Below are 17,792 nucleotides of genomic sequence, written 5' to 3' on the forward strand. Positions count from 1 at the left end.
GTATAGGGAAACCAACCCAGCTCTCAAAAACCTTTACCGCTTTGGATTATGATTAAATTTGTAACAATCTAATCATGACTGTTTTAAACGAGCAATATGGATATTTTGACGCTGGGTTGGGTAGCGCTACTCACTGTGTTTACTTTCTCGATTGCCTTAGTAGTTTGGGGTCGCAATGGCCTCTAAAAAACGCTGAACTATGATTTCCGAAGCGACACTTTTGACGATTTTGGCGTCTCTTGCGTTAGGGCTACTGGTTGCAGTAACGGCTGGTGTAGCCTACCTCACGACGATAGAATGGCGAGATCGACGCCGCATCGATCGGGAAAAGCGGGAAAAGCGTGGGCGCTGAATCTAATTGCAATTTCAACTTTCACGTCAGATTGAAGATTTAGAGAACCGAAACTAAGCAGGGGCTTGATGCCGCTGCTTTTTGTTTGTTGAAGGTAAAGCAAGGGCGATGGCCTTACTTCTTGCTGGCCTTCGTGCCTTGCTCTACTAGTTCAGTCGTGACTTCGTTCACTGTGCGGCGACGTAGTTCAACAGATTCAGAGCGAGGCAGCAAGTCAAACACGTCCCGCAGAACATCGTCAATTTCCTCGTAGGCAACGTTTCCTTTAGCGTCGAGTACGACCTTGCCACTAGCATCGAGGATGACTGTTTGCGGAACAAAGCCTTTGTAGTAGTGGCCGGGTTCGGTGGGAGCGTAGCTGGCTTTAACCGGAATCATATCGACGCTGATAGGGATAAAATCCGCCGCCCAGCCATAGAAGGCATCTAAGCGCGAAATGACCGAGACAAATTGCTTACAATCGCTGCTGTCATCAACATAAAAGAACAGCAGGACTGGGCGATTGCGCTTGAGCGCCTCTGCCAAGGTGACTTTAGGCGGCACGAGCGAGCCGTTGCCAGCATAGAGCGGGAAAATGTTGCCGTCAAAGTGATCGTCATTTAGAGTGGCATAGGCCGGCGGCGCGCTCCATCCCAGCCACAGCACCAGCACTAACACCCAGCTCAGCAACCGGCCCACTCGCTGCCTCAAGGCCAATGCTCGTATCCACTGCATCCTGTGAGCCACAGAAGACCAGCCGAAAGACCAAACGGAAACCCAAGACGATCGCCAATTCATCCGCCAATTCATCGAACTTACTCTGCAAACTGCCATATGACATTGTGAAACACAACTTCACCAAAGTCCAATCGGCTGCTCAACAGTTTGCTAGATTTTCCTTGGACTTGGTGACTCAGAACTCAACGAAACGGACGGTCCCGCTTGGCAGGATCTTGCCAGACATTGCCTAATCCCTTGAGAACACCGCGCCCAATCAGACCAATGCCTCGGCCAATAATTTCTGTCAGAACATAGACAAAACCATTACCAACAAAGGAAACCGCCGTTCTGAGAGGAGGCGCAATCGCATCGTGGGCCTCTAGGGTTAGCGTTACTAAATAGGGCAGGCCGGTCAGGCTAGCTAGTTCTTCAGTACGAGGTTTGTAGATCGATGTCTGCTTGATGCCGCGTCCGGTCAGGGTTAGAAGCTGATACTGGCTTTCAAAAATCTGTTTTGGCTCACGAAAGACGCGATCAACGCGATACTTCCAGGAAAGACTGTTGCGAAACCGCTCGATTTCTCGACTCGAGAGCAGACGACGGTCATAGAAGTTTTGCTTGATCACTTCCACATTGGCGAAGCGATTCAGCAGCGGCTGCATCACCGCATTGGCGATTTGAATCAGCAGATTTTCCAGAAGCTGCTCGGCTCGCATCAAAGATTCGGGATTGCCCGTTGGATAGGGCACACTATTTACCTCTAGGGGGGCTTGAAATAGCAAATGCTGCAATAACTCGGTGACGCCAGGAATTTTGCTTAAAATAGCGGACTCTACCGCAACCGCATCTTGCAGCAGCACATCCACCACTTCGATCTCCCTGCCGTTCAGATACACGGTGTAATAGCGACCAAAAAAATCTAGCAGCGCCGCTTGCCACAGATCCAGCAAAATTGTTGGGCGCTTTGAAGGGAGCTGATCTGGCGTGACTTGGGAGTATCGCAGCTCACTCAAGATTTCTTCCAGCTTTCGCAGCACCAAGTAGAACAGATCGCGTTTTTTGTCTTCTTGCAAAATGTCAATCTCTAGCGGCTGCTCGGTTTGATTGATTAGCCCAGTTTGCAGCTTGGCTAGCACCGCATCGAAGACCAGCGACTGCACACTCTGAACATCAACAATTGCGGTTTCAGGGGCAGGAACGATGGCGTTGGGAGAAGGGGGGGTGGGAGAGGGTGATGAGGGTGATGGGGGTGATGAGGGAGATAAGGGAGATAGGGGAGAGCCGGAAGGAGCAGGGGCATTATTGCTTCTGGAGCGGTTGGCCGTTCGGTCTGGGCTTGATTGGGGAGTTGGCGGCAAGGCTTCCAGGCGGGGTGTGGCAAGTAGCCGATTTACTAACCAGCGGGCGGCTCGTAGCTCTCGCTGGCGTCCAGCTAAAATGGCCCGGTCTAACAATGACAAATCGTCACTGCGCAGTTCGGCATTCACGTCGGCTAGAGTGGCTTCAATTTGTTGAATTCCTTGCAACCGGAGCTGACGCCGCACCGTGGCTAGAGGGGCAGGGGCACGCTGTCCTGGAGGCTGGACCACTGGAGGTGGAACCAAGGAGCGATCTTGGCCAGGGGCTTGCAGCCAAACGGATTGGCCCGCAGCTACTCGACGAATGGCAGCAATTAGTTCAGTCGGGTCAGCCCCCTTAGAGCAGTAGCCATCGGCTCCCGATTGGTAGGCAGCGGCCAAAATGACCGGCTCTGAAGCGGTACCTAGACAGAGAATCGGCAAATTGGGATAGCGCGATTTGAGCAGGCGACACAGGGCCAAGCCTTGTATTTGCTGAGGATTTGAACGTCCAATCCCAATATCTAGCGCTACTAGGTTAGCCGGGGGTGGCGTTTCATCCGTCGGTGCTTCTGGATCGAGCGAGGGCGAAAACTGGTGATCCAGGATTTGCAGGGCCGTTTCTCCGTCCTCGGCCTCAGCGACTAGCACTAGATCCCCATACTGCTGTAACAGCACCCCCATTCCTAATCGAAAAACCGGATCTTCATCGACTAGCAGCAACCGGATCAGCGATGCGGGGGGACGGGAAAAGCTCATGGTGGTCTACAGGCAGATGAGAATGGCAATCAATGCCTCTTGACTCACCATAGTAGGATAACGGCTGCCCTTCCGCCGCAAATCTTACAAAAGCCTTGGAGTTAGGGAGCTGGAGGCAGCACATCGAGGGGTTCTGGCGGAAGGGGCTCGACGGGCGGTGGAGGCACCTGCTCAATCGGCGGTGAGGCTGGACCTCCCATCGGAGTTGGGGCACCATCAGTCGTACCATCAGTCGTACCATTGGTTGGGCCGTCGGTTGAACCATCGGCAGGTGTCGTTGGATTCGGCTGGAGGTACGGCTCGTAGGTGGCCGGTGGGGCAGGCGAATTAGTCGGCAACGGATTGGTTGGACTGGTCTGGAGGGTCGGGGTTGGGAAGGAGGTTGCACCTTGAGGCGCGGGAGGCGTGGGTTCCTGGAGCCAGGGTGCTTCTGTGGGGATTGCTTCTAATGGATCAAACCCATCGCTGCTGGGGATGGTCGGCTCACTGATAGGCGGAGGATTGAGCTGATCCTGCCACTGATCGATCGATGATTGAGCACGACCGTAGAGCGCCCGTCCCGGCTCGATCTGGGAAGCGACATCAATCGCAGCGGCCAGATTGCCGGTTTCGGCCAGGGAGGCAGCCCGATCCAGAATGGGCTGATCGCGAGCAATTTGAGCATCTACAACCTGCTGATAGCGCCAATCACTAATAGCAGACTGGGCCTGTCGATAGAGCGAACGTCCTGCTTGAATACCGCTAGCTGCCGCAATCGCTTCACCCAACTTGCCCTGACGTGCCAACTCCCAAGCTCGATCCAATTTAGGCTGGTCTTCCAGGGTTTGAATTTGCGAGCGCCACATGGCGATATAGGTCTGAGCTTTTACTCGGAGAGCACGTCCTAGTGCAATTTCACCGGCTTGGGCAATTGCGGCTTTGAGGTCACTAATAGAGCCGGCCTTAGCGAATTGAATTGCTTGATCCAGGATCGGTCGGTCTTCGAGGCGTTGGGCTTCCTGTTCCCAATAGGCAATCAGCGACTGGGCCTGTAGCCGGCGCGGCTGGTCGGCATCGATTTGTTTGGCTTGACCAATAGCCAGTTTCAGCGTTGATTGTTGCCCAAGGCCAGCAGTAGCGCTAGCATACTTGAGCTGAATCAGGTCTTTCATCTGAGCCTGCCAGTCTTTTTTGTGAGCCTGAGCCTGGGAGTAAAACGGGCTGGCGGGTTTCACCTGTGCTAGGGCCGCAATTGCTTCTGTCAAGTTAAGCAGGTGGCCCACTTTAGGGGTCCAGTCCTGTGACAGTGCAGAATTGGCCAGCTTATAGGCGTGGCTAAATTTGTACAAATCCTCAATTTCAGGCGTATTCACCACATTGGGGGCAAGTTTGAGGGTTGCTACCGCACCGGCCCGGTCCCCTTTTTGCCACTTTTGGGTACCCAGAGCAACCAGCTTTTGGCTCCACTGCTTCAAGTTGACCTTAGCGGCTTCAGCGGCGTAGGTCTTGGCGGGAACCTGCTGCGCCAGAGGAATAGCGGCTCCAATTTGCTGGGGTGTCCCACTAGCTGCCAGCTTCTGCGCTCGGCTCAAAACCTGCCAAGCTTGCTTCTCGGTACCGAGCTGGCGGGCTAGAAAATCGGCCCCTTTTTCGAGCTGCCAATGGTCTCGCTCAAATTCAGCTAGTTGCACAATCTGTTGAGAAACCCCAGACCAATCGCGCTTCTTCAAAGCAGTTTGCGCTTTGGCATAGATATCAGCAGCTTCGCGCGAATACTTCCGCCAGCGAGTCAATGCCTTTTGGGCATCCGCGTGGATCGGAGCAGTTTGTGGAATATGGCTGATGGCGGCTTCCGCGCCTTTCAAATCGCCCTGTTCAACTTTGCGAATGGCGTGCCTGAACACCTGCTCAGACCATTCCCCAATCAGGCGCTGGGCTTCTTTGTAAAGGGGATGATCGGGCTTCCACTGCCCGAGCTTTGTCATGCTGTCGATCAATTTCGATAAGTCACCTGATTGGGCTGCTTCCTGGGCACAGTAAAGCCGTTCCATGTCCAGCGTCAGACGGGCCGGATCGCGGCAGTCGATCTGGGGCGGTAGGCTGACCAACCAAATCAGAGCCGCCGTACCCATGCCTCCCAAAACACCCAAGGCCGCTAGCCAAATCAGCGACCAGCGCCACGGTTTTCCAGTTTGCTCTGGAGCAGGCTGGGGCTGTTGAGGAGGGCGATTAGGTGGCGACGAGGAGCGCTCCCGATCGGCAGTGGGGGTATTGGTTGATTCGTTTACTCCTTCAATCGGCATTTCAGCCGCATAGGCAGGACGCCGAGAGCGCTTGGTCTGCGATTTTTTCGCTGAGATGCTGACCCAAGCTTTTGCCGAGATTTTTTTCCAAGTCTTCGCCCAAAATTGTTTTCTAAAAACTGGTTTCACCATGACATGCCTACCTATCGCAACACGCTGGGGGTAGTTCGTTTTAGCAATTCACCACGGGAGCGATCAGTAGTTCCCGAACCTATTAGTTTTCAAAGCTGGTCTGCCAGCAGAGTTCTATGAACGAGTAAGCCTCCAGGCTATTCCTAAATAGGGTATTGAACAATACGATATTGAACCATGGCCTAAAGAATTGCCCTGGAGGCTAGAGGAGAAAAACGGTAGCCGCACCGCTTGATTTACCTAACCCATTTCACCGACTGACTTAACCGTCTGCTATCAGCACTGATCCCAACCAGAGCTGTTGAATATTATTTGCAATTTTATTTGCATGAATTTTAGCGCTAAGTCTACCAGCCAACAATCTTGTCTAGCTGGAGTAAATGGGCGGAAATAAAATTGGCTCTGGTATATGTGCTGTTTGCAGGGTGAGGAGAAACCGCCAAATCAGACCGTAAACCATGAACTGGAGTATCCCTTTAAATAACAGCAAATGCTCAGAATAGCAACGGTGGGTCATAGCAAACCCTACTCCCTACTCCCCTGCTGGAGCAGGCTCAGCCAGATCTTCTAGATGTGCCTCAGGAGAAACCTCAATTGCTTCGCTTCCAGATTCGGATGGCATCGAGTCAATGGTTGTGCCAGAATCGGCACCAGAATCGTCCAAACCAGTTCTCATTCCATCTCGTTCCCGTAACCAGGCTCCAATCGCGGCTTGGGCTTCCAGGTAAAGGGGGCGACCCGGCGAAAGCTGAGCGGCAGTGGCAATGGCGTCAGTCAGCTGGCTGCGTCCAGCAAAATCCCAGGCTCGATCTAGAATTGAGCGGTCAGCGGCAATTTCAGCGGCCCGAATTTTTTCCTTCCAGGTGGCAATTTCGGCTTGGGCTTGTTCATACAGCAGGCGATGAGGACGAATTTCCGCAGCCACGGTGATTGCTTCATCGAGTTTGTTCGCCTTGGCCAGGGTTTGGGCTTTGTTCAGGATCGGCTGATCCTCGATGCGTTCAATTTGCTGCTGCCAGGCCACGATCTGTGCCTGCGCCTCTACCCCTAGCGAACGAGCGCTCGGAATCACCTGGGCCTGAGCAATCGCCAACTGTAGATCAGGAATGGCATTGGAGGCAGCAAACTGCTGCGCCCGCCACAGGTACGGACGATCCTCAATCTGCTCGATCTGCTGTTGCCAGTTGGTAATCATGGCTTGGGCTTGACCATAGCGCTGGCGTTCCGGCGAGATCTGATTGGCCTTGGCAATGGCGTACTGGAGGGCTGGCTTTTGACCTAGATCTGCTATTACAGTAGCCACCTGAAGCTGTCGTAGGTCTTGGAACTGAGCCTGCCACTCTTGTAAGCGCATCTGGGCCGCCTCATACACCGGACTGCTAGGTTGAATTTGACTCATGCCGCTGGTGGCCTCGAGCAATCCCCAGAGCTGCCGCCACGACAGTTTTGATTCGATCTGGCTGTCCTGCACCAACTGATAGGCATGGCTGTATTTGACTAAATCCTGGGCCTCGCTAGGCAATGGCAGGTTGAGTGGCACCTGTTGAGCGAGCTGAACTGCACCTGACATATCGCCATCCTGCCAGCGTTGCAGAGCCACCTTGAGCAGATTTTGACTCCAGGTTGCCAGTAACTGCTGCGCTTCGGTCCAGGCTTCGCTCTCCGGTGCGACGGTTTGCAGTAGCCCAATTGCTTCTCCTAAATGCTCTGGTAGCAGCTTAGCCGCCAGCTTTTTTGCCTGCTTCAGCGCTTCGTAAGATTCCTTCTGCACAAAGATCCGCTTTGCCAAGACATCGGCCTGATGCAGCCGCCAGAAGTCATGCTCCAGATACCCCAATTCTGTAACCTGCTCAAAGGCCGTTTTCCAATCTTGCTGTTTCATAGCTTCGAGCGCTTTAGCCGAGATGGCTTCTCCTTCCTGCCATTGGGCTTGCCATTGAGCCAGAGTTTTCTGAGCTTCGTCGTAGGTAGGGCTGGTTTTTGGAATTTGGTTGACTGCGTCGATTGCCCCTTTCAGGTCATTCTGGTTGACTTTGTCTCGCGCTACTAACACCACCAGCCGGGACCACTTAGCCAAGGATTTTTGCGCGTCTCGGTAGAGCGAATGGTGAGGCGACCAATCTTTCACCAGATCAATTCCAGCCAACAAATCGTCAAGCTTGCCAGAACGCGCCTTTTCTTGCGCACAATACAGCCGATGAGCATCGGGAGAAAGCGGAGTGACATTCCGACAATCGGGTAAGGGAGGAAGACTGGCCAACCACAGGTAGGCCATCAACCCCATGCCGCCGAAAATTCCCAAGGCTCCCATACACGCCAATTGCCAGCGGAGCTTACGTTTGGGTAAGCGCGGCAGAGAGCTAGGCTGCACCGGAGAAGCTGGGGAAGCAGTAGCTGTGGGGGTATCGGAGGGGAATGGGGTAGGGTCCAATCCTGAAGTATCAGGAGTAGGCGACGACAGGGTTGGTTCCAGCCCGGATTCTGACGATTCCACAACAAATTCACCGGCGGCGGCTTGATTCAGTTGGGCAGCTGCTTGGGCCGAGGGAGAAATAGCAGCATTAGTGGGCTGGCTCCAGGAGAATAATTGATTGGCTTTAGTATCGGGTTTACTGCGGCAAACCGCTCGATGCACCGTTCGATACAGGGACTGCTCGTCAGGAGTGTCGAACGCATTAGAAGGATTGATTTGTCCTCTCACCATAGACTCCGCTTGGCTATATACATTGGCCGAAAGAAATCAGGAAACACCTTCTGACCGTTTGCTTTCTGACCGTCTGGATAGTCAAGCTTACTCGCAAATCCCAAATCTGCATCAAAAAATTCGTTGCCGGAAAAATAGGTTTAAAGTAGTCTTTTTTACCAAAACGTCGCCCAAAAAACGCAAAGACGCACTCGTGGCGCGTCTCTACTCACAGCTCAACATAAAGCTTAATATTTAAACTAAAAAAGCACAGCGTTTAACTAAGCTAACAGCTTAATGGCTCAATAATGGCTCAAAACCTAAGAAGCGGCTTCAGATAGCCGGTGACCATAGAAGTTAATCGAGTAGCTGGTGATTTTCACACCCGTCTGTTGCTCAATCTGCTGCAGCAAATCAATTGGCAACTCCACATGGATATCCATGATCTGATTAGTGTCCAAACAGTTGACGTGGCTGTGGGGATCACTGATGTTGCCGTAAAGCCGACCGTCAGCCCGCTCAATACATTCGATCACACCTTGGGCTGAGAGGGCTTCTAGATTCTGATAGACCGAGGTATGGCCAATTTCCTTGCCCTGCTGGTTGAGCCGGTCATAGATCTCACGTGCCGAGAGATGCTCTTTTTCTTGCCAGAGCAATTCCAGGATGAAGCGACGTTGCTTACTCAGACGCATCCCCAACGACTGACAGTACTCCAGCGCGTCCTCTAGAGAGCGAATTGGTTTTCTCGTAGCAGCTTCAGTTTGCATTGCTGCTGTCCTCATGGATTCAAACGTAGTCACAGATTTAACCTACTTCCTATTTTAGTAAGGACATCGAATAAAGTGTTTTGCTAATCACATGGTTTGTTAAAGCCAATGCTCTAGAGCCGGGGACCACTCGCCACTGAGTCTTCATATTTAGGGCTTGGTAGGTGGCTTTGCTACAAAATTCAGCGCCATTCAGGCACTACATATTCTAAACCCAGCCTAAAACAAACTCACTACAACTTTAACTTAGATGTTTTTCAGATGTCTACTTTCGGCAGATGTTCTGCCTCGTTCGGTTCAAGCACGCCGACTTAATCGAATGGCAATTGAATAGCAGCGTTTGCTGATAGAGAAGCTGCTTTGCTCTATAACCACCATCCTCAAGGGATGGCTGACCCATCAGTTTAAAACTTGATCATTTTTAACAAAATTGCCGTAACTCGCATTTGAGCTGACAGGTATGGCCTACTTCTCGGTATGTTGGCTGCCTAGTTGAAAGCTGCACCTTGCTTTGAGAACTAAATTCAGCCGTCCGAGACCAGACAACTAAGCCAAGGCAGCAATAAAACAGCATAAAAAGGCGTGAAACTACGAAATAGGGAGCTAAACGCTAGTAACCACTGCTTAAGCTCTACAAAACAGGCATTAGGCTGCTATTGAAAGTTGCATTTTTGCCAATGATTGCTTGAAAAGCAAAAAATGAAATTTGTCTTTTGTTCTGGATTAATATAAATCAGGTCTAAAAACCTTGGAATAAGTTTGAATCAAGATAGAAAGAGATTCTGATTGGATTAATCTAGCTTATTCATCTAAAACGTCTTTATATCTCTCTCTAACGCTATTTTTTATTCTGGAGGACCCTTTCCATTACCGCGAAATTTGACAATAATGCTTTCATACCAAGCGAGGCTTGAAGGTTAAGGCTAAGGGTCGTGCCTTGGTACGGCCCCATTAATTTGGCCCTGCATTAAATTCGACCCTATAAGTTAAGGCTTGATTACGGTCATTAAATACGGCCCCATTCACTTTGAGATGACGCCATAGGAGACACAGAACGTGAAACTAGCGGTTTATGGAAAAGGCGGAATTGGCAAATCGACCACGAGCTGTAATATCTCGGTAGCGCTAGCTCGGCGTGGCAAAAAAGTGCTGCAAATCGGCTGCGATCCTAAACACGACAGCACCTTTACCCTCACCGGCTTTTTGATTCCCACGATTATTGACACCCTGCAAGAGAAAAATTATCACTACGAAGATGTCTGGCCCGAAGATGTGATCTACAAAGGCTATGGCGGTGTCGATTGCGTGGAGGCGGGCGGTCCGCCGGCAGGTGCAGGCTGCGGTGGTTATGTAGTGGGCGAAACCGTGAAGCTGCTGAAGGAACTAAACGCCTTCGACGAATACGACGTAATTTTGTTTGATGTGCTGGGAGACGTGGTGTGCGGCGGCTTTGCTGCTCCCCTCAACTACGCCGACTATTGCATGATTGTCACCGACAACGGCTTTGACGCCCTGTTTGCTGCTAATCGGATTGCAGCCTCGGTGCGGGAAAAAGCGCGGACTCACCCCCTCCGCTTGGCCGGCCTGATTGGTAACCGCACCTCAAAGCGGGATCTAATCGACAAATATATAGAGTCGGTGCCCATGCCAGTGCTGGAGATTCTGCCGCTTATCGAGGATATTCGAGTGTCTCGCGTCAAAGGCAAGACTTTATTTGAAATGGCCGAATCCGATCCTTCCCTCAATTACGTCTGCGACTACTACCTCAACATCGCCGACCAGATTCTGTCGCGGCCAGAAGGTGTGGTGCCCAATGACGCCCCTGACCGTGAACTGTTTAGCCTGCTGTCGGACTTCTACCTCAACCCCACTAAGCCCCAACCTAAAGCAGAGGAAGAATTGGATCTAATGATGGTTTAGTGGATACCTCAGAGGTGATAGGAAATAAGGGTTAATTTTGAGTGTTGAGTGCTGAGTGTTGAATTAAAACCTAAAACTGTTGCGCCTAGGTGCCACGTGCAAACGTCACCCGTCTTAAACTCAGAACTTAAAACTCAAAACCTAAACCTAAGCCTTCCTGTCCCATGAACATTGACCATCTCCGCAAAACCCTGAAGTCCGCTTGGCTGAACTACTACCGTCAGAACCGACATTGGATTATGCGATTGGGGGTTTGGGTGAACTGCCAAGACCAGCGTCGCCCCTCCGCCAGCTTCATCTTGGGAGTGTTGTCTACCCTAGAACCGCAGCTGGTCCAATTGTTGCCTCTGGTCGTAGACCTGAATAGTAATCCCGACCGGATTGTGATCGCTCTGGGCCTGAATTTCAATCCAGAAGAGGAACTAGCAACGGCTGATACAGCAGAGGGTGAGGCAAAACTCCCGGTTGCGTCTGAACCAACCTTCAAAATGCTGCCAAGTCCCACCAGTAATGCTGTCTCGCCTGCGGTTGCTGTTAGGGGAAAACAGCCTCAGGAAAAACAACCTCAGGAAAAACAACCCCAGGAAAAACAACCTCAGGAAAAACAACCCATTGCAGTTCCAGCCGGTGGCTCAGTTGAGGGGTTATCTGTTCCGGTTCCACCTAATTCAAATTCAGTCACTTCAGTCCCACTCGAACCGGCTCCATCCAATGCAATTCTGTCCCGTATCGTTCCGCCGCCGCCGATTCCCGCCGCTATTCCCGCTAGTACGGAACCCGCTCAGCCTACTTCGGTCAGCGATGTTCAATCTCAGATTGCTCCAGCTAAACCGTCAGAATCAAACAATCATTCCGAGCAGCCGCTGCATTCTTCCCGTATTCCCCTCGACACAGCTCAACTCAGCGCTCACGAACTGCCCGATCGCGGCACAACCAAAACCGGGCGCAAACGAGTTCGGTGGGACTAGACCTTTAGACAGGATTAACTAGACAGGATTAACGTCTCTTCCAACCCCTATCCATGAGAGGAACCGATACCATGACGCTCGCTGATACCCAACCCCAGACTCTTAATTTTGACTGCGAAACCGGCAATTATCATACTTTTTGCCCAATTAGCTGCGTAGCGTGGCTCTACCAAAAGATCGAAGACAGTTTCTTTCTGGTGATCGGGACCAAGACCTGTGGCTACTTTCTGCAAAACGCGATGGGCGTGATGATTTTTGCGGAACCGCGCTATGCTATGGCCGAGCTAGAAGAAGGCGATATTTCGGCTCAACTCAACGATTACGAAGAGCTAAAGCGGCTGTGTGAGCAAATCAAACGCGACCGCAACCCGTCGGTTATTGTCTGGATCGGCACTTGCACCACCGAAATCATCAAGATGGATCTAGAGGGGCTAGCTCCCAAACTAGAGGCCGAAATCGGTATTCCCATCGTGGTGGCCCGCGCCAACGGTTTGGACTATGCCTTCACCCAGGGGGAAGACACCGTTTTAGCAGCAATGGCCCAACGCTGCCCTGATAAATCTCCAGAAACCGAAGACGCCCGCGAAGAGCGCAATGCCATCCAGAAACTGCTCAACTTTGGCCGCAAAAAAGAGGATGTGCAGCAGGAAGAGTCGGAGTATGCCGACCACTCACCCCTAGTTTTATTTGGCTCCTTGCCCGATCCAGTTGTCACCAACCTGACCCTGGAACTGAAAAAGCAAGGAATCAAAATCAACGGCTGGTTGCCAGCTAAGCGGTTTACCGAACTGCCAGTGCTCGAAGAGGGCTACTATGTGGCGGGTGTCAACCCGTTCCTATCGCGCACAGCCACCACCCTGATGCGGCGGCGGAAATGCAAGCTGATTGGCGCACCCTTCCCAATTGGACCCGATGGCACTCGCGCCTGGATCGAGAAAATTTGCTCGGTGTTTGGCATTGAGCCGAAGGGATTAGCAGAACGGGAAGCGCAAATTTGGGAAAGCTTGGAAGATTACGTCAAGCTGATTCGCGGCAAGTCGGTTTTCTTTATGGGCGACAACCTGCTAGAAATTTCGCTGGCCCGTTTCCTGATTCGCTGTGGTATGACTGTACCCGAAATTGGCATTCCCTATATGGATAAGCGCTATCAAGCTGCCGAATTAGCCCTGCTCGAAAAAACCTGTCAGGAAATGGCTGTGCCGCTGCCCAAAATTGTCGAGAAGCCAGATAACTACAATCAAATCCAGCGCATCTATGAGCTTCAGCCCGATCTGGTGATTACGGGTATGGCGCATGCCAATCCTCTGGAGGCACGCGGTATTAACACCAAGTGGTCGGTTGAGTTCACCTTCGCGCAAATTCACGGCTTCACTAACTCGCGGGACATTTTGGAACTGGTGACTCGTCCCCTGCGCCGCAACAATTCGCTCAAGGATCTGGGCTGGGATAAGCTGGTACGCGAAGAGGCTCAAGTTTAAGCAACGAGTCTAAGCAACGAGTTTTAGCTCAGCGTATTGGCGTTCATCAAATTTAATCTGTGAACATGCGGGTGGGTCTAGGCTCACCCTTTTCCTATGGAATATTGCTGATGTTATAGCTGTCGCCACAACAATGTCCTATCTGTGGTGGCAAACACTAGTTCTTAATCGTTATAAGTAGGTCAACCTGGTTAAACGGTAGATGTAGTGCGGGCATCTTACCGAGGCAGGGAGACGTGGGCACTACGGATCTTCAAATTTCTTCTTTCTTCCAATTAATGATGTTGATCGACTTAATTTTCTAATGTCAGTTCTCCGGTTTCAGCCCGTGAGATATAGTCACAAGTTGAGCTAGTTCCTTCCTAGGGTCAGCCGCCGAACTGCCCACCGGCGGACCTATTGCAGACCATTGTTCGTCACAATAGCATGGTTACCCCCTCTAGGAAGGATACGGCCCTACATGCAGCTTGGTTACCTTGGAATCATTGCCCTGATGGTGTTTTCGCCGTTTCCACCTGAGCTATTTATACCTCTGGCTGGCTTTTGGGTAGCCCAAGGGCACCTCAATCCCATTGGAGTAGTGGCAGCCGCCCTGTGCGGGTTCTTGCTGAGCATCCTGCCCTGGTACTGCGCAGGCCGATTCCTAGGGGAGAAGCGACTGCAAAAACTGCTGCAACGCCACCGCTGGTTAGCAGTTCCCAATCAGGATCTTCACAAAGGCAAACATTGGTTCCGTAGGCATGGTGGCAAGGCTGTGTTGATATGCCTTTTCGTTCCAGGTAGCCGTAATTTGATTGCGCTGCCGGCAGGGTTAAGCGGCATGTCCCCCGTTACCTTCTTGGCCTACACCACAGTAGGGGGGATTCTGTGGCTGAGTGGCTTGCTGACGCTGGGTTACTTCCTGGGCGATCGCTATCAGCTTGTTCAGCAGCACTACGATTCTCTATCCAGCCTGATCTTTATTGCTGTGGTTGTGGTGCTTGCGATTTGCGCGCTTGGATACTATTGGCAGCGTCGGGGTAGCTTCACCCGTCGATAGATTTTCCTGAATTTGAAGCCGTCATCCCCTTGCTGGATGACATACTTAAGTTAAAGATCAACAGTTAAAGATCAACAGCGTTCCACTCGTTGCCCCATCACGGTTTCTATCAATCGTCGCCCTCGTTTGAGTAACACTACCCAGGCAGGCTCACGAGTTTCGCGCATGTTGGCGCACAAGGCAGTCTCTAGCTCAGGACCATAAGCAATCAACTATAAGCAATCGCAATCAATACTGACAATTCTGGCTGCCCAGCAGCACACAACAAACTCTAGACCTGATTTCCTCCTATGCTGACTTCTAATAAACTGCCAATTGGAATTTTGCTCAGCCTCAGTACGGCTCCGCTGCTATTGGTGCTGATTGGGAGCCGCGCCCTAGCCAAGATGGTGCAAGACATGGGGCAAACCAGTGAAGAAGTATTTCGGGGTGAGCGGTTACCCGTGCTAAAAATCTCGCCGTCTCACTTCGATAATAAGAACGGATAACTAAAGCTCGACGGTCAAGGATCAACGATTAGGGACTAAGGACTAAGTCTAAGGTCTAAGGTCTTAGAGCCTATCCGAAACCCTCGTAGGGGTTTTGAAATTCAAAAACTCTGATGGGTTTACTGACTTGCAGTCCGAGAAATCGGATAGGTAGTTAAGACCGATCACTCAGAACGAAGGATAAACTCATGGGAATGGTTGCCCTTGCTGCGGCCTGGTCTATGGCTAAGTCGGTTGTTGCGGCTGTGTTGGCCTACTGGCAAAGTGGGTTATACCCAAAGCACCGCTTGCTGCTGCCTTTACTGGTGTTGCCCCTATTGGCGCTAAGTAGCTGTAGCTTGCCGCAGGTCAAGGCCGAAGATCGGCTGTTTCTACCCCTGACGCTGGAGTTTTTGGGCCGCTACCAACTGCCATCTCAGACCTTTGAAGATACCCAGATTGGCGGCTTATCAGGGCTGACCTATGACCGGCAGACCAATCGTATCTATGCCATTTCCGACGACCGCAGCAAGTTTGCCCCGGCCCGCTTTTATACCCTGAAGCTCGATCTAGCGCCGGATCCAGCCAGCGGCATTGGCAATATTACGGTTGAGCGGGTGACAATGCTCAAGAACGAAAATGGCGAACCGTTTGCGGTGGGCAGTCTCGATCCGGAAGGGATTGCTCTCTCCCCTCGGCGGTCATTGTTTATCGCCAGTGAAGGAGATCCAGATCAGAGCATTGCTCCCTTCATTGACGAATTTGAGCTAGCCACGGGCGACTGGCGAGGCCGCCTACCAATTCCCAACCGCTATTTACCCCAAACAGATGCTGGAACCGCCTTGGGAGTGCAAACCAACCAAGGGTTTGAAGCGCTGACCCTGAATGCCGGCAGCTACGGCAACACCCAAGTCGAGCCATTTCGCTTGTTTGCCGCCACCGAGGCCGCCCTGCATCAGGACTTATCGCCCAACCTACCCACCGCACCCCAGCCCACCTATCTGCGCTTTTTGCACTACCTGATCGATGCCGACCGTTCGCTGCTGTTGGCCGAGCATGTCTACCCAATCGATCCACTGCCCGCAACCGACGAAAATCTGGGGCTGTCGGAGCTGCTGGTGCTCGATCAAGGCGGTCATTTTCTCAGCTTAGAGCGAGCCTTTGGTTTGACTGGCTTTAGCGGCAAGATTTTTCAGCTCGCTACGGGTGGAGCCACCGATATTTCTAGCATTCCTGGTTTAGCAGGCGACATCACGGGGCTGACGCCCATCTATAAACGGCTAGTGCTTGACCTCTCGGATCTAGGCATTCCACTCGACAATTTTGAAGGAATGACTCTGGGTCCTCAGCTTCCGGACGGCAGCGCTAGCCTAATTCTGGTCAGTGATGATAACTTCAACCCGCTCCAGACAACAGAGTTTTTGCTGTTTCGGCTCCGGCAAGGCAAATGAACTGCCGGACTTTGCCAAACTCGAAAAAACCAGCTTTACAGAATAAAATTGCTGCGCTCAATATCGCTAAAGGCGGTATCCACCAGCCGCACCAGCGTCACAAACGGTCGGTCGCCCCGTTCGCCATCGGCATCGACTCGAATCAGCACATCGTCATCGTCGTTGACCACAACCACATAGTCACGAAAACGGTTTTCATTGTTGTAGATGTCGCTTTTGAAGATCTGGCTCAAATCGATGCGGTCTTCATCGTCGTTGAAGTCAAAAATCTGGTCGCGCCGCTCATCGAGTGAGTTATAGACAAACCGATCGGCTCCACCTCCCCCCGTTAAGCGGTCGTTACTGAAGCCGCCAACAATAATGTCATCTCCATTGCCGCCATTGATTTGATCCGAGCCAGCCTCGCCTCTGAGGGTATCTCTGCCGTTGCCGCCTACCAGCAGGTCTGCACCACTACCGCCAAACAGCACATCGCCCTTACTGCCGCCTCTGAGGGTGTCTCTACCGGCATTGCCTTCTAAAACATCTTCGCCGTCGTTGCCTCGGATCGTATCGTTCCCCTGGTTGCCGATCAGTCGATCCTCACCGGCGCCGCCATTGAGCTGATCATTCTCTCGTCCTCCCAAGAGGCGATCGTTCCCGGCGTCTCCAAAGAGCTGATCCCGGCAGCTTAGCCCTCTCAACACATCGTCACCATTTCTGCCCCGTAGGGTATCGCTGTTGTCGGTGCCCGAAAGGTCGTCGTTGAATTCTGTGCCTACTAGGGTGATACCGGGCTGGCAATTGCGCTGAGTGGCTCTCTGCCTGCGCTTGGGCGAGGCGACTGGCCCAGCATTGAGGGCCGATGGGGTAGAAGCGTCTGAAGAACGGTTTGAAATCATCGATTCAGGTATAGCGCGAATTAGGACAATCGAGCCTGACGTGAATTAATGGCTTTTGTTTCATTAATCCACCTCTAGAAATAAACCACCCTGTGAGCACTTTGGCAATTCCCCCAGCCGGCCAGTCTGGAAAGATAGAGGCTAAAGACAGAGGCTTTCGACTCGACAGATCCTTCGCTATGATGGGAGGCCAACCGACTCGCAGGGTGCAGTCGAGGGTCGGAAAGTACACCTAAACAAGTGGGACAGTCTAGCCAGTTGAGCTTAGCAAATGCTGGTAAAACCATGATGGAGAAGATCAGGCAGAATGGGCACGTTGATCTTAGAAGCGGTTTGAATAAGAAGGATGTTGTCGTCTGGATCCGCCCCCTTTTCGGGGATGCGTACAGGGCTATAATCCCTCAGCAGTGGGGGACTTTGAACAGCGATGGTTCGGAAAGTCCCTCACAATATGTAGGGGGATTTAGGGAGCTTTTCAAACGGATTCTTAAGTTCACGCCTACGGTTTAATCTCTCCATCGACGGCTTGGTTAAACTGGTGCTGGCACAGTCTGAAATGACTCACTGTTATGAC

At 51.9% G+C, this 17,792-nt stretch carries 14 protein-coding genes; 8 read left to right on the forward strand and 6 right to left on the reverse strand.

What is annotated here, in order from left to right:
• The first annotated feature begins 96 nt into the window (after nt 1-96).
• Together petN and HJG54_RS19760 are read left to right on the forward strand one after the other, a co-directional pair.
• The gene (gene petN, locus HJG54_RS19755; protein WP_072009703.1) at nt 97-186 is read left to right on the forward strand and encodes a cytochrome b6-f complex subunit PetN; all 90 of its coding nucleotides are present in this window, start codon (nt 97-99) and stop codon (nt 184-186) included.
• Between the two features lie 13 nt (nt 187-199).
• Nucleotides 200-352, forward strand: coding sequence for a hypothetical protein (locus HJG54_RS19760; protein WP_316430865.1), 153 nt, complete (start codon nt 200-202; stop codon nt 350-352).
• 114 nt (nt 353-466) lie between these two features.
• Here HJG54_RS19760 and HJG54_RS19765 read toward each other — a convergent pair whose 3' ends face one another.
• From HJG54_RS19765 to HJG54_RS19785, 5 genes are all read right to left on the reverse strand, one after another.
• Complete coding sequence (locus HJG54_RS19765) at nt 467-1,066, reverse strand: thylakoid membrane photosystem I accumulation factor (protein ID WP_316430866.1); 600 nt, start codon at nt 1,064-1,066, stop codon at nt 467-469.
• A 185-nt stretch (nt 1,067-1,251) separates the two neighbouring features.
• Nucleotides 1,252-3,147 (reverse strand): DUF3685 domain-containing protein, encoded by a 1,896-nt coding sequence (locus tag HJG54_RS19770; RefSeq protein ID WP_316430867.1) that lies wholly within the window; start codon nt 3,145-3,147, stop codon nt 1,252-1,254.
• A gap of 101 nt (nt 3,148-3,248) precedes the next feature.
• Entirely contained in the window at nt 3,249-5,561 is a 2,313-nt protein-coding gene (locus HJG54_RS19775; RefSeq protein ID WP_316430868.1) for a hypothetical protein, read from the reverse strand.
• A gap of 532 nt (nt 5,562-6,093) precedes the next feature.
• Nucleotides 6,094-8,265: a hypothetical protein gene (locus HJG54_RS19780; RefSeq protein ID WP_316430869.1), complete on the reverse strand. Its 2,172-nt coding sequence runs from the start codon at nt 8,263-8,265 to the stop codon at nt 6,094-6,096.
• Between the two features lie 299 nt (nt 8,266-8,564).
• Nucleotides 8,565-9,014 carry a Fur family transcriptional regulator gene (locus HJG54_RS19785; protein WP_316430870.1) on the reverse strand — a complete coding sequence of 150 codons (450 nt, stop codon included), beginning with the start codon at nt 9,012-9,014 and terminating at the stop codon, nt 8,565-8,567.
• 1,056 nt (nt 9,015-10,070) lie between these two features.
• On the opposite strand from HJG54_RS19785, the gene bchL reads away from it, so the two are divergent.
• The 6 genes from bchL (at nt 10,071) to HJG54_RS19815 (ending at nt 16,337) form a co-directional block, all read left to right on the forward strand.
• Nucleotides 10,071-10,934, forward strand: a complete 864-nt coding sequence (gene bchL / locus HJG54_RS19790) for a ferredoxin:protochlorophyllide reductase (ATP-dependent) iron-sulfur ATP-binding protein (RefSeq protein WP_035997547.1) — start codon at nt 10,071-10,073, stop codon at nt 10,932-10,934.
• A 164-nt stretch (nt 10,935-11,098) separates the two neighbouring features.
• A complete protein-coding gene (locus tag HJG54_RS19795) occupies nt 11,099-11,902 on the forward strand; it encodes a DUF5331 domain-containing protein (RefSeq protein ID WP_316430871.1) in 804 nt (267 codons plus the stop codon).
• 71 nt (nt 11,903-11,973) lie between these two features.
• On the forward strand, nt 11,974-13,380 hold the full coding sequence (locus HJG54_RS19800; protein ID WP_316430872.1) for a ferredoxin:protochlorophyllide reductase (ATP-dependent) subunit N: 1,407 nt from the start codon (nt 11,974-11,976) through the stop codon (nt 13,378-13,380).
• A gap of 460 nt (nt 13,381-13,840) precedes the next feature.
• Complete coding sequence (locus HJG54_RS19805) at nt 13,841-14,419, forward strand: DedA family protein (protein ID WP_316430873.1); 579 nt, start codon at nt 13,841-13,843, stop codon at nt 14,417-14,419.
• Between the two features lie 290 nt (nt 14,420-14,709).
• Complete coding sequence (locus HJG54_RS19810; protein ID WP_316430875.1) at nt 14,710-14,907, forward strand: hypothetical protein; 198 nt, start codon at nt 14,710-14,712, stop codon at nt 14,905-14,907.
• 188 nt (nt 14,908-15,095) lie between these two features.
• The gene (locus HJG54_RS19815; protein ID WP_316430877.1) at nt 15,096-16,337 is read left to right on the forward strand and encodes an esterase-like activity of phytase family protein; all 1,242 of its coding nucleotides are present in this window, start codon (nt 15,096-15,098) and stop codon (nt 16,335-16,337) included.
• 35 nt (nt 16,338-16,372) lie between these two features.
• Here the strand turns inward: HJG54_RS19815 and HJG54_RS19820 are convergent, their stop codons facing one another.
• Nucleotides 16,373-17,218, reverse strand: a complete 846-nt coding sequence (locus tag HJG54_RS19820; protein WP_316430878.1) for a calcium-binding protein — start codon at nt 17,216-17,218, stop codon at nt 16,373-16,375.
• Nucleotides 17,219-17,792 lie beyond the last annotated feature (574 nt).

The sequence above is a fragment of the Leptolyngbya sp. NK1-12 genome (genome assembly GCF_032598965.1).
Taxonomy (GTDB): domain Bacteria; phylum Cyanobacteriota; class Cyanobacteriia; order Elainellales; family Elainellaceae; genus Elainella.